The 12,135-nt window shown below is 72.1% G+C and carries 10 protein-coding genes; 3 read left to right on the forward strand and 7 right to left on the reverse strand.

Annotated elements, in window-relative coordinates:
• Window positions 1-5: 5 nt before the first annotated feature.
• The 5 genes from HD594_RS05825 to HD594_RS05845 are packed head-to-tail and all read right to left on the reverse strand — an operon-like array spanning window position 6 to window position 5,920.
• Complete coding sequence (locus tag HD594_RS05825) at window positions 6-1,445, reverse strand: rhamnulokinase (RefSeq protein WP_184750053.1); 1,440 nt, start codon at window positions 1,443-1,445, stop codon at window positions 6-8.
• Window positions 1,442-3,478: a bifunctional aldolase/short-chain dehydrogenase gene (locus HD594_RS05830; RefSeq protein ID WP_184750054.1), complete on the reverse strand. Its 2,037-nt coding sequence runs from the start codon at window positions 3,476-3,478 to the stop codon at window positions 1,442-1,444. Before HD594_RS05830 ends, HD594_RS05825 begins: the two co-directional genes overlap by 4 nt.
• An 18-nt stretch (window positions 3,479-3,496) precedes the next feature.
• Window positions 3,497-4,357 (reverse strand): alpha/beta hydrolase fold domain-containing protein, encoded by an 861-nt coding sequence (locus HD594_RS05835; RefSeq protein WP_184750055.1) that lies wholly within the window; start codon window positions 4,355-4,357, stop codon window positions 3,497-3,499.
• Window positions 4,358-4,361: 4 nt separating this feature from the next.
• Window positions 4,362-5,528 carry an L-rhamnose isomerase gene (gene rhaI, locus HD594_RS05840; protein ID WP_184750056.1) on the reverse strand — a complete coding sequence of 389 codons (1,167 nt, stop codon included), beginning with the start codon at window positions 5,526-5,528 and terminating at the stop codon, window positions 4,362-4,364.
• Entirely contained in the window at window positions 5,525-5,920 is a 396-nt protein-coding gene (locus tag HD594_RS05845; protein ID WP_184750057.1) for an L-rhamnose mutarotase, read from the reverse strand. The genes rhaI and HD594_RS05845 overlap by 4 nt, the downstream gene beginning before the upstream one ends.
• A 111-nt stretch (window positions 5,921-6,031) precedes the next feature.
• Here HD594_RS05845 and HD594_RS05850 point away from each other — a divergent pair, with 111 nt between their 5' ends.
• Window positions 6,032-7,039, forward strand: a complete 1,008-nt coding sequence (locus HD594_RS05850) for a LacI family DNA-binding transcriptional regulator (protein ID WP_184750058.1) — start codon at window positions 6,032-6,034, stop codon at window positions 7,037-7,039.
• A gap of 166 nt (window positions 7,040-7,205) precedes the next feature.
• Complete coding sequence (locus HD594_RS05855; protein ID WP_184750059.1) at window positions 7,206-7,493, forward strand: DUF4242 domain-containing protein; 288 nt, start codon at window positions 7,206-7,208, stop codon at window positions 7,491-7,493.
• On the opposite strand, the gene HD594_RS05860 is transcribed toward HD594_RS05855, so the two are convergent.
• On the reverse strand, window positions 7,486-10,083 hold the full coding sequence (locus HD594_RS05860; protein WP_184750060.1) for an ATP-binding protein: 2,598 nt from the start codon (window positions 10,081-10,083) through the stop codon (window positions 7,486-7,488). The two genes, HD594_RS05855 and HD594_RS05860, sit on opposite strands and share 8 nt — an antisense overlap.
• Window positions 10,084-10,136: 53 nt before the next feature.
• Here HD594_RS05860 and HD594_RS05865 point away from each other — a divergent pair, with 53 nt between their 5' ends.
• Window positions 10,137-11,381 carry a D-arabinono-1,4-lactone oxidase gene (locus HD594_RS05865; protein WP_184750061.1) on the forward strand — a complete coding sequence of 415 codons (1,245 nt, stop codon included), beginning with the start codon at window positions 10,137-10,139 and terminating at the stop codon, window positions 11,379-11,381.
• Window positions 11,382-11,422: 41 nt separating this feature from the next.
• Here the strand turns inward: HD594_RS05865 and HD594_RS05870 are convergent, their stop codons facing one another.
• Window positions 11,423-12,061, reverse strand: a complete 639-nt coding sequence (locus tag HD594_RS05870; protein ID WP_184750062.1) for a TetR/AcrR family transcriptional regulator — start codon at window positions 12,059-12,061, stop codon at window positions 11,423-11,425.
• Window positions 12,062-12,135: the final 74 nt, after the last annotated feature.

A 12,135-nucleotide genomic window follows, 5' to 3' on the forward strand; every position in this document is an offset into this window, starting at 1 on the left:
GGGCGTCAGCCCCGGGGCTCGTAGCGCCGGGGAGCGTGGGTGCGTGCGACCAGGTCGCGCATGGACTCGAGTGACGCGTCCTCGCCGAACCAGCCCTGCGCTCGGGCCTGAACCAGCACGTTGCCGAGGGCGGTGGCCTCGACGGGGCCGGCGAGCACCGGCAGGCCGGAGCGGTCGGCGGTGCGCTGGCACAGCAGCTGGTTGAGCGACCCGCCGCCGACGATGTGGATCGCCTCGAGCGACCGCTCCGCCAGCGAGGCGGCGGTGCGCACGGCCTCCGCGAACGCCTCCGCGAGGCTCTCGACGATCGCGCGCGTGAACGCTGCGCGGTTGCCGGGGACGGGCAGTCCGTGCTCGCGATACCACTGCGCGACGCGGCCCGGGAGGTTCCCCGGCGCCAGGAAGCGCGGGTCGTTCGCGTCGAAGACCGCGACGGAGTCCGCCGGGACCTCGGATGCGTCCGCCAGGAGCGTCGGCAGATCGAGGCTCTGGCCCGTCTCGCGCTCCCACTGCCGCACCGATTCGCTCAGCAGCCACAGGCCCATCACGTTGTGCAGGAACCGCACGCGCCCGTCGACGCCGCCCTCGTTGGTGAAGTTCGCCTCGCGGGCGGCATCCGTCGTCACCGGCGCCGGAAGCTCGAGGCCGACCAGGCCCCACGTCCCGCACGAGATGTAGGCGGATGTCGACGGGTCTGCCATCGGCACCGCGACGACCGCCGACGCGGTGTCGTGCGAGCCGACGGCGACGACCTCGATGCCGCGCGACGCTCCGACTTCGTCGCGCACGGTCGGGCGCAGCTCGCCGATGACGTCGCCCGGCTCGACGAGGCTCGGGAACTGCCCCGCGTCGAGCCCGAGCGCGGCCATGAGCTCGGTGTCCCACGTGCCGTCGGCCACGCGCACCAGCCCCGTCGTCGACGCGTTGGTGCGCTCGGCGACGGGCGCGCCGGTCAGCTGGAACGCGAGCGCGTCGGGCACCAGCAGGATGCGGTCGGCGAGCGCGAGGCACCCGCTGTCGCGCTCGGCCACGAGCTGGTACACGGTGTTGAACGGCAGGAACTGCAGGCCGTTGCGGGCGTAGAGGTCGTCGAACGGATGCTTCGCGTGCACCGTCTCGACCGCCCGCTCGTTGCGCTCGTCGCGGTAGTGGAAGGGCTCGCCCAGCATCCGGTCGCCGCGCATCAGCGCGTAGTCGACCGCCCACGAGTCGATGCCGATCGACGCGATCGTCGGCTCGGCCCGGAAGGCCTCGGCGAGTCCGCGCAGAGCGTGGGCGTACAGGCCCGTCAGGTCCCAGTGGAGCCCCGACGCCAGCCGGATCGGGCCGTTGGGGAAGCGCGCGACCTGCTCGAGCGCGAGCGTGCCGCGCGGGTCGACGCGCCCGATCATGACGCGGCCGCTCGTGGCGCCGAGGTCGACGGCCGCGACCGCTCCGCCGCTCATCGCAGGAACGCCTGGGCGACGCCCGAGTCGACCGGGATGTGCAGACCGGTGGTGCGGCTGAGCTCGGGGCCCGTCAGCACGTACACGGCGTCGGCGACGTTCTCGGGGACGACTTCGCGCTTGAGGATCGTGCGGTTGGCGTAGAACTGGCCGAGGTCCTCTTCCTTGACGCCGTAGGTCGCGGCGCGGTTGGCGCCCCAGCCGGCGGCGAAGATGCCCGAGCCGCGCACGACGCCGTCGGGGTTGATGCCGTTGACGCGCACGCCGTGCTCGCCGAGCTCGACCGCGAGCAGGCGCACCTGGTGGGCCTGGTCGGCCTTGGTGGCCGAGTACGCGATGTTGTTGGGGCCGGCGAAGACGGAGTTCTTCGACGAGATGTAGACGACGTCGCCGCCCAGGCCCTGCTCGATGAGCGCCTTCGCAGCGGCCTTCGAGACGAGGAACGAGCCCTTGGCCATGACGTCGTGCTGCAGGTCCCAGTCCTTCTCGGTGGTCTCCAGCAGCGGCTTCGACAGCGACAGGCCGGCGTTGTTGACGACGAGGTCGATGCCGCCGAAGGCGAGCAGCGTCGCGTCGATCGCGGCCTGGACGCCGTCGGCGTCCGCGACGTTCGCGGCGACGCCGATCGCGACGTCGGCGCCTCCGAGCTCGGCGGCTGCGGCCTGCGCCTTCTCGAGGTCGAGGTCGGCGACGACGACGCACGCGCCCTCGGCCGCCAGACGCGTCGCGATCGCCTTGCCGATGCCCGAGGCTGCGCCGGTCACGAACGCGATGCGGCCCTGGTGGGTCTTGGGCTTCGGCATCCGCTGGAGCTTGGCCTCCTCGAGCGCCCAGTACTCGATGCGGAACTTCTCGGCATCCGAGATCGGGGTGTACGTCGACAGCGACTCCGCGCCGCGCATGACGTTGATGGCGTTGACGTAGAACTCGCCGGCGACGCGCGCGGTCTGCTTGTTCGCGCCGTACGAGAACATGCCCACGCCGGGCACGAGCACGATGAGCGGATCGGCGCCGCGGATCGCGGGCGACTCGTCGGTCGCGTGCGCGTCGTAGTACGCCTGGTAGTCGGCGCGGTACGCCTCGTGCAGCTCCTTCAGGCGCGCGATGGAGTCCTCGACCGAGGCGTCGGCGGGGAGGTCGAGCAGCATCGGCTTGACCTTGGTCCGCAGGAAGTGGTCGGGGCAGCTCGTGCCGAGCTCGGCGAGGGCCGGGGCGTTCGAGCTCGCGAGGAAGTCGAGGACGACGTCCGAGTCGGTGTAGTGGCCGACCATGGGCTTGTCGGTCGAGGCCAGGCCGCGGATGGTGGCGGCGAGCGCCGCAGCCTTGGCGTGACGCTCGGCCTCGGGCAGGGCCTCGAAGCCGGCGCGCACGGCGCCGAAGGGCTCGGCCTTGCCGTTCTCGGCGATGTACGCGGCGGCGGTGTCGATGATCCAGAGCGAGTTGCGCTCGGACTCCTCGGACGTGTCGCCCCAGGCCGTGATGCCGTGGCCGCCGAGGATGCAGCCGATGGCCTGCGGGTTCTTCTCCTTGATGGCGGCGATGTCCAGGCCCAGCTGGAAGCCGGGGCGGCGCCACGGCACCCACACGACCTTGTCGCCGAAGATCTTGGCGGTCAGCTCCTCGCCGTCCGCGGCGGTCGCGATCGCGATGCCCGAGTCGGGGTGCAGGTGGTCGACGTGCGCGGCATCGACGAGACCGTGCATGGCAGTGTCGATCGACGGGGCGGCGCCGCCCTTGCCGTGCAGGCAGTAGTCGAACGCGGCGACCATCTCGTCCTCGCGGTCCAGACCCGGGTAGACGTTCACGAGCGAGCGCATGCGGTCCAGGCGCAGGACCGCGAGGCCCTTCTCCTGGAGTGTGCCGAGGTCGCCGCCGGAGCCCTTGACCCACAGTAGCTCGACGGGCTCGCCCGTCACGGGGTCGGTCTCGGTGCCCTTGGCGGAGGTGTTGCCGCCGGCGTAGTTGGTGTTCTTCGGGTCGGCGCCCAGGCGGTTGCTGCGTGCGATGAGGTCTGCAGCGGCGGGATTCGTCATGGGAGTGTTCCTTCGGTATCAGGAGGAGGTGGAGGGAAGGCGGGTGGACAGAGCGCCCAGGCGCGTCGCGATGCGGTCGATCGAGACGGATGCCGCGGGCTCGTCGGGTCGGTTGAGATGCCCGTGCGTCGTGCCGGGCTCGGTGACGACGTCGACCTCGCGGCCGGCATCCCGGAGCGCGGCCGCGAAGGCCTCGCCCGAGACGCGCAGCTCGTCGACGTCGTCGTTGATCATGAGGGTGGGAGGGAAGGCGGCCAGGTCGGCCGTGGAGGCGAGGCCGGGCACGGCGCCGACCGGGGCATCGTCGACGGGCCCGCCGACGTAGTTCTCGTACATGGCGAGCACGACGGCGGGCGTGAAGCGGTCGGCATCCGGGCTCGCGTCCAGCGCAGCCCGGAGCTCGGGGCCGGGCTGAGGCTGGACGGCGAGGAGCGTCGGGTACGCGAGGACCACGAGAGCCGGCAGGGCCGGGGCTCCGTGCGCGATCAGCCGCAGCACGGCGCCAGCGGCGAGGTTGCCGCCGGCGCTCGTCCCGCCGATCGCGAGGCGAGCGGGGTCCACGCCGAGGCGGTCGGCGTTCTCGACCGTCCACGCCCAGGCTGCGAGCATGTCGTCGGACGGCGCCGGGAAGTGGGCTCCCGCGCGGGCGGGGACGTCCCACCCGAACATGCCGCCGCTGACGGGGGCGAGCCGGTAGTCGACCGAGACGACCGTGGTGCCGCGCGCGGCGAGCTGCCGGGCGACCCAGTCGGACTCGGGCATGTCGAGGTCGCCGAAGGCGAAGCCGCCCCCGTGCGCCCAGACGATGCCGGTGCCGTCAGGCTGGTGCGCGGGGTACACGCGCACCAGCCCGTCGGCATCCGCGAACGGCTCGATCATCGGCTCAGGCGCCCCAGCCGGCCTGCGTGCCGCCGACGCGGTCGGCGACGATCTGCTGCTGGTAGCCGGATGCGGCGTATGCGGCCATCGGGTCGGCGGGAAGACCGCGCGACTCGCGCCACTCGGCCAGCGCCGGGCGGACATCCGTGTAGAAGGCGTCCATGAACACCGCGTTGGCGGCGAGCACGTCGTTGGCGGCCTGTGCGGCGTCGAGGGCGGCGCGATCGACGAGCAGGGCGCGCGCGGTCATCTCCTGGACGTTGAGCACCGAGCGGATCTGGCCGGGGATCTTGTCCTCGATGTTGTGGCACTGGTCGAGCATGAAGGCCACGTCGGGGTTGTTCAGGCCGCCGCCGCGGATGACCTCGAAGAGGATGCGGAACAGCTGGAACGGGTCGGCCGCGCCCACGATGAGGTCGTCGTCGGCGTAGAAGCGCGAGTTGAAGTCGAACGAGCCGAGCTTGCCCAGGCGCAGCAGCTGCATGACGATGAACTCGATGTTGGTCCCGGGCGCGTGGTGGCCGGTGTCGAGGCACACCATCGCCTTCTCGCCGAGGGTGGCGACCTGCGCGTGCGAGGTGCCCCAGTCGGGAACATCGGTGTGGTAGAACGACGGCTCGAAGAACTTGTACTCGAGCACGAGGCGCTGGTCGTCGCCGAGGCGCGCGTAGATCTTCTGCAGCGAGTCGTTCAGGCGGTCCTGGCGGGCGCGCATGTCCATCTGACCGGGGTAGTTCGAGCCCTCGGCGAGCCAGATCTTCAGGTCGCGCGAGCCGGTCGCGTCCATGATGTCGATGCACTCGAGGTGGTGGTCGATCGCCTTCTGGCGGATGCGGTCGTCGTGGTGCGTCAGGGCGCCGAACTTGTAGTCCTCGTCCTGGAAGGTGTTGGAGTTGATGGTGCCGAGCGCGACGCCGAGGTCCTCGGCGTACGAGCGCAGCTCGGCGTAGTCGTCGACCTTGTCCCACGGGATGTGGAGGGCGACCGAGGGGGCGAGCGCGGTGTACTTGTTGACCTGCGCGGCGTCGGCGATCTTCTCGCGGGGGTCACGCGGGGTGCCCTCGGTGGTCCACACACGGAACCGCGTGCCGGAGTTGCCGAACGCCCACGAGGGCAGCTCGATGCCCTGGCCTTCGAGGGTGGAGAGGATCTCGGGGGACAGCGTCGTCATGATGCACTGCTTTCTTCGGTGGTGGGCGAGGATGCCGCCTGTGCGGCATCGAGCTGGTCGGCGAGGTTGAAGACCTCGGTGAGCGGGGTGGCGGCCTGGTCGGGGCGGCCGTCGAGGCCGACGAAGAACGGCGCCATCTGCGCCTCCCACTTCGCCGCGACCTCGGATGCGGCCAGGTACGCCTGCGCGGCCTCGTCGTCGTCGGTCTCGTAGTAGCCGATGAGGCGGCCGCCGTCGGCAAGGAACAGGGAGTAGTTGCGACGGCCGGCGGCGGCAATCTCGGCGAGCATCTCGGGCCACACGGGGGTGTGGCGGCGGATGTACTCATCGAGCAGCTCGGGCTTGACCTGGAGCTGGAAGCAGACGCGCGTCGGTGCGACGGGGCTCGTCATCGAGGTGCTCCTTCGAGTGCGGATGCGGGCGCTGCGGCGCACCGCGTGGTGAATCGTTTCAAAGCATAGGCGACATGTATCGTTTCACGCAAGGTGCGGGAAGGAGGCGCCGTGGCTGCGAGTGTCAAGGACGTCGCCCTGGCCGCCGGTGTGTCGGTCGGCACGGTCTCGAATGTGCTCAACCGCCCCGAGAAGGTGGCGCCGCAGACCGTCGAGCGCGTGCAGCAGGCGATCGATGAACTCGGCTTCGTGCGCAACGACGCCGCCCGGCAGCTGCGCGCCGGGCGTAGCCGCAGCGTCGGACTCGTCGTCCTGGACGCGAGCAACCCGTTCTTCGCCGAAGTCGCGCGCGGCGCCGAGGAGCGCGCGGCCGAGGACGGACTCTCGGTGCTCCTCGGCAACAGCGACGAGCGCTCGGACCGCGAGTCGGCGTACGTGGACCTGTTCCGCGAGCAGCGGGTCAACGGCGTGCTGGTCACGCCGACCACCGACGACCTCGCCGGGCTCGAGCGGCTGCGGGACGGCGGGATCCCCGTCGTGCTCGTGGACCGCGAAGTCGACGACGGGTCCTTCCCGTCGGTCGCCGTGGACGATGTGCAGGGCGGCCGGCTCGCCGCCGCCCATCTCATCGAGACCGGGCGCCGGCGGATCGCGTTCGTGGGCGGACCCCTGGCCATCCGCCAGGTGCGGGATCGTCTCGAGGGTGCGCGGCGAGCCGTGGAGCAGCATCCGGGCGTCACGCTCGAGGTCATCGAGATGGGCGCTCTCACCGTGCTGCAGGGGCGCACGGCCGGTCAGCGCCTGCTGGAGCGGCCCCTGCCCGAGCGCCCCGACGCGGTGTTCGCGGCCAACGATCTGCTCGCCGTGGGCGTGCTGCAGGCGATGAACATCATGGCGGGCGTCCGCGTGCCCGAGGACATGGCGCTCATCGGCTACGACGACATCGACTTCGCCGCCGCCGCGGTCGTCCCGCTCAGCTCGATCCGCCAGCCCGCTCGACTGATCGGATCGACCGCCGTGGACCTGCTGATGCACGAGGTCGCCGACCCCGGCGGAGAGCACGAGCGCACCATCCGCTTCCAGCCGGAGCTCGTCGTCAGGGAGTCCACGGCCCGCTGACGGCGGCTCGCCCGCCGCGGACAGGTCGTCGGGGGTGCTCCCCAACATGGGCAGTCCGATCGCACAATGTGGGGATCCGCTCCCGATGGCGGTTCGCGCCGCGAGCGCGAGGCTGAGATCAGCTCGGCACACGGTCGGGCAGCCACTTCGAGCAGGAGGAACCACCATGCAGCGCTTCATCATCGAGCGGGAGATCCCCGGAGCGGGCGACCTCGACCAGCAAGCACTCGCCGGCATCGCCACGGCGTCGAACGCTGTGGTCGACTCGCTCGGGCAGCCGTACACGTGGGTCACGAGCTACGTCGCCGGCGACAAGATCTACTGCGTGCACGAGGCCGAGAGTGCGGATGCCGTCCTCGAGCACGCGCGCCGGGGCGGGTTCCCGGCGGACAAGGTGACGCTGGTCGCGAACGAGATCGGGCCGCACAGCGCCGACCTCGCCGAGGTCAGCTGACCGGCCTCGCTGGGCCCCCCGGCGCGGGATCGGCGCCGGGGTCGCTGGGGAACCGCGTCCGGGCGTGGGTGCCGGCTTCGCGCCGGCTGCCCACGCCCAGACGTGCCAGGATCGCCGAGACGTGGTGGCTCGCGGTCTTCTCCGAGATCGTCAGGCGCCGGGCGATCTCGGCATCCGTCATCATCTCGCCGAGCAATCGGAGGACCTCGACCTGTCGTGCCGTGAGACCGTCCGGATCCGCCGCCGTCGTCGCGCGGGCGCCGCGGGGGACCGAGCGGACGCCCCGCTCCTCCGCAGCACGACGCAGGCGTGCCAGAGTCGCGTCGGCGCCCAGCGCCGTGAGCTCGGCGAAGGCGCGGCGCAGCGCGTCCGGATCATCGGCCAACCCCTCGAGCACCGCCGCCTCGAATGCGCACCCGCGGTCGCGCCACTCTGCGGCGGCGCCTGCGAGGTCGCCGGAGAGCTCGCGCGCGAGCGGCGACGGGAGCATCGCCCGCACATCGTCGGAGATCAGCGACGGGTCGATCTTGGCCAGCCAGAAGGCGACGCCGGCGATCAGCCAGGGCCGAGGCGGACGGCTCGCGTGCACTTCGCGCTCCAGCACAGCCACGGCGGCCGTCGCGTCGCCCCCGGCCGTCCACGCCGCTTCGGCATGCACGGCGGTGGCCATCAGCGTGTCGGGCCCGCCGTCGGCGACCGTCTCGTCGGAGAACGTCGCGGCCGTACCGGCATCCGGGTCCCCTCGTCGGAGCAGGATCGTCGCCCGCGCCGCGGCGGCGCAGGTCTGCCACTGGAGAGCGCGCCGCCCGTCGATGGTGCGGGCGCAGTCCTCGAGCGCGCCATCCCAATCCCCGCGGAACAGGCGGTGCAGCGCCCGCGTGTCGACCATCGCGTCCCACCAGAACGCGAGGTCCTCGGCCCACGTCCAGTCGAGGCCGTCGTCGAGCCAGCGGTCGGCGTCCTCGCGGTCGCGATCCACGACCGCGAGATAGGCGAGGTTGCAGTAGGCGCGAGCGGTCTGCTCATCGCTGCCGGAGCGCAGGGCGAAGTCGAGGCCCTGCTCGAGGTGCGTCATCGCGTCATCGGCCGAACCCCCCTCAATGCCATCCGCCGCCACGAGCACGTGCGCGGCGATCGCGAGGTCACCCGCCTCCTGCGCGAGGTCGACCGTGCGCCGGCCCAGAGTCCGTTTGGCGTCGGGGTCGTCGGTCCGCCACCAGCGTGCGTAGGTCTCGTTGAGCGTGTCGGCGGCGTCGGCGAAGAGCGCGATGCTGGCGTCTGCCAGCGCGTCGGCCCGTTCCGCGTCGCCCGCGTAGTGCGCCAGGCGGGAGCACCACAGCGTGCGCGAGCCCTGCTCCTGTGGCGTCAGGTCGCGCGCACGCTCCAGCCACTCAAGCGCACAGGTGAGGGCGAGCGGGAGGTCGTGTGCGAAATAGGCCTCCTGTGCACACGACTCCAGGACGTGGTCGACGTGCTCAGGCGTCAGGTGGTGGCGATGGTTCAGGGCATGGGTGAAGTGCCGGACCGCCTCGCGGTGGGCGCCGTCGCTCGCCGCCCGGTCCGCCGCGCGGAGCGAGAAGTCGGCGGCCCGCTCGCCGTCGCCCCCCGCGACGGCGTGCGCGGCCACCTGCGCGATATCCGCCGTCGTCGTCGCCGTCGGGGCGAGGTGCTCGACGAGGTGCCGGTGGACCCTCCGCTGCCGCACCGGCGAGACGGCGTCGGCGATCGCCGTGCGCACGAGGTCGTGGCGGCAGCGCAGCCGCGATCCGAAGACGTCGAGCAGGCCCCGTTCGACCGCCAGGTCCGCGTCGCGTTCGGCATCGTGACCGAGTGACGGAAGAAGCGTCAGGGGGAGTCCCTCGGGCGCGAGCGCGGTGTGCTCGAGCACCGTCCAGGCCGACGCCGGCAGCTTCGCGGCGCGCGCGAGCACCGCATCGGCGACAGCGCCGGACGCGCTCGCGTCGGGGTCGGCGAGCAGCTCCGCGACGAAGAACGGATTTCCGCCCGAGCGCGCGTACACACGCGGGACGTCGATGTCGCGTCCGCCGGCGAGGCCGGTGACCCCCTGAAGGGTCAGCGCGGGCAGCTCGATCCGCTCGGCCCCGCGCGTCAGATCGCCGAGTGTGGTGCGCAGCGGATGCCCCCGGTCGACCTCGTCGCTCCGGTACGCCAGGCACAGCAGCACGGGCAGCTCGTCGATGCGCCGCCCGACGAAGCGGATCAGGTCGATGGTCGCCTCGTCCGCCCACTGGACGTCGTCGAACACCAGGATGCTGGGCTCGGCGCGGAGCGCGTCGGCGATCCCGGCGAGCACGCGCTGCCGCCCCTCGCCCTCGAGAGCATCGGCGACCGCGGCGGGCAGCGCATCGGCCATGTCCCACAGCGGGGCGAAGGATGCCGGCGTCGCGAGGTCGTCGCAGCGGCCCGCCCGCCACGAGACGCCCGGGGGGCGGCGCGCGAGGAATTCCCGCAGCAGCGACGTCTTGCCCGATCCGGCCTCACCGCCGATCAGCGCGATCGACCCGGTCGGGAGCCCGGCGGCGAGACGGTCGAGCGCGGCGAGCTGGTCGTCGCGCTCCACCAGTGGCATGGCCCCACCCTACTGAGCACGTGCTGCGGGCGTCGCCGCACTAGTCTCGGATCATGCCGCGGAACTGGGCAGGGACCTACGAGTACACCGCGCCTCGGATCGTTGCGGCCGCCGGAGTCGACGACGTCCTTCGGGTCGTCGGCGATTCGGGACCCGTCCACGCTCTGGGAACCCGTCATTCCTTCACCGACCTCCCCGATACCGCGGGGACGCTCGTCGACGTCACCGGGCTCCCGCCGCAGTTCTCGCTAGACGAGGCCGCGCGCACGGTGACGGTGGCTGCCGGGACCCGCTACGGCGTGCTCGCCGTGTGGCTCGAGGAGCGCGGCTGGGCGCTGTCGAACATGGGGTCGCTTCCCCACATCAACGTCGCCGGCGCGAGCGCGACCGGCACGCACGGCTCCGGCGATGCCAACCCCGTGCTCTCGGCATCCGTGCGCGCGCTGCGGTACGTCGGCGCGGACGCGCGGCTGCGCGACGTGCGCCGCGGGGATCCCGACTTCGACGCGCTCGTCATCGGGCTCGGAGCCTTCGGGATCGTCGTCGAGGTGACGCTCGCCATCGTGCCGACGTTCCGCGTGCGGCAGGACATCTACACCGGGCTCAGCTGGGACGCGGCGCTGAGCGACCTCGCAACCGTCACGGGCGCCGGATACAGCGTGTCGGTCTTCTCCCGCTGGGAGGAGGAGTCGATCGGTCACCTGTGGGTCAAGACCCGACTGGAGTCCGACGACGATCCCGTGCCCGACGCGATCCTGGACGCCCGGCGCCACATCGGCCCGGACAGTCCGCTTCCCGGCGACGACAACGTGACCGAGCTCGGCGGGGTCCCCGGGCCCTGGCTGCTGCGCCTGCCGCACTTCCGCCTGGACGCGGAGCCGTCCTTCGGCGCGGAGATCCAGACCGAGTACTTCGTCGCGCGGCCTGAGGCTCCTGCCGCGCTCTCGGCCCTGCGCCCCCTGGCGGAGCGGATCCGTCCGCACCTGATTGTGACCGAGCTTCGCACGGCGGCCGCCGACGGGCTCTGGCTCTCGCCCGCCTATCGGCGCGACAGCGTCGCCATCCACTTCACGTGGCACGACCATCCCGCAGAGGTCGCCGCCCTGGTGCCCGAGATCGAGTCCGCGCTGAGTCCCTTCGGTGCGCGCCCGCACTGGGGGAAGGTCCATGCGTTCGACGCGGGGCGGATCGCCGCCGTGCATCCGCGCCTCGCCGACGCGCGCGCCGTCTTCGAGCGCCTCGACCCGGACGGGCGCTTCGCCAACGACCACCTGCGGCGCCTCGGCATCCGGTCCTGAAGCGGGCTGCGGCCCGACGAATCGACCGCGCGGTCGCGGGGTCAGCCTCCGGTGACGCCCAGCGCTTGGCGGAACTCCCGCTCGATGAGCGCGGGGACATCGAGCACCCCGGGGTGCAGCGCGTCGTAGACCTGGAGACCCTCCCACGTCGCGATGATGACCGCGGCGCGCTCGTCCGGCGTGAGGTCGTCCGCGGCCACCGCGCGGGCGTCGCGCTGCCGCCGGATCTTGTCGCCGATGAGGCTCGTGAGCTGGTCGTGGCGGGCCTGGAGAGCGGGGCGAGCCGGGTGGTCGGGTGAACCCGCCTCGGCGGACAGGATCGACAGAAGCTGCACGAGCCCCGGGTTGTCCTGGTTGCGGCGGGCGGTCGCGACGAAGCCCGCGACCATCTCCTCGGGGGTCATCTCCTCGACCAGCGACGGCAGCGCAGGCGTGCCGGGTGGCACGTTCTGCTCGTCGTGCCACTGGAGCACCGCCATCAGGAGCGCGTTCTTGTTGCCGAAGTGGTGCATCAGCGTCGAATGGTCGACGCCCGCCTCGCGCGCGATGCTGCGCAGGGACGCTCCGTGGAACCCGCGCTGCGCGAAGGCTTCGGCGGCCCGGGCGACGATCGCGCGCTTCGTCGCGCGCCCGGTGGCGTAGCCGTCGGCGTAGAGCACCGGTCCGCGGTCGTCCGTCATGCCTCCATCCTGGCCCACCTGCACAGCGGCTGAAAGAATTCCACCAACTGGTGGAGGTTCGACTAGACTAGGAC

It is taken from the genome of Microbacterium thalassium (genome assembly GCF_014208045.1).
Taxonomy (GTDB): Bacteria; Actinomycetota; Actinomycetes; order Actinomycetales; family Microbacteriaceae; genus Microbacterium; species Microbacterium thalassium.

Coding starts and splice junctions, on each gene's coding strand:
- HD594_RS05830 (WP_184750054.1), bottom strand. CDS start 3,478: ATGACGAATCCCGCCGCTGCAGACCTCATCGCACGCAGCAACCGCCTG.
- HD594_RS05835 (WP_184750055.1), bottom strand. CDS start 4,357: ATGATCGAGCCGTTCGCGGATGCCGACGGGCTGGTGCGCGTGTACCCC.
- HD594_RS05845 (WP_184750057.1), bottom strand. CDS start 5,920: ATGACGAGCCCCGTCGCACCGACGCGCGTCTGCTTCCAGCTCCAGGTC.
- HD594_RS05860 (WP_184750060.1), bottom strand. CDS start 10,083: ATGCCACTGGTGGAGCGCGACGACCAGCTCGCCGCGCTCGACCGTCTC.
- HD594_RS05865 (WP_184750061.1), top strand. CDS start 10,137: ATGCCGCGGAACTGGGCAGGGACCTACGAGTACACCGCGCCTCGGATC.
- rhaI (WP_184750056.1), bottom strand. CDS start 5,528: ATGACGACGCTGTCCCCCGAGATCCTCTCCACCCTCGAAGGCCAGGGC.
- HD594_RS05855 (WP_184750059.1), top strand. CDS start 7,206: ATGCAGCGCTTCATCATCGAGCGGGAGATCCCCGGAGCGGGCGACCTC.
- HD594_RS05870 (WP_184750062.1), bottom strand. CDS start 12,061: ATGACGGACGACCGCGGACCGGTGCTCTACGCCGACGGCTACGCCACC.
- HD594_RS05825 (WP_184750053.1), bottom strand. CDS start 1,445: ATGAGCGGCGGAGCGGTCGCGGCCGTCGACCTCGGCGCCACGAGCGGC.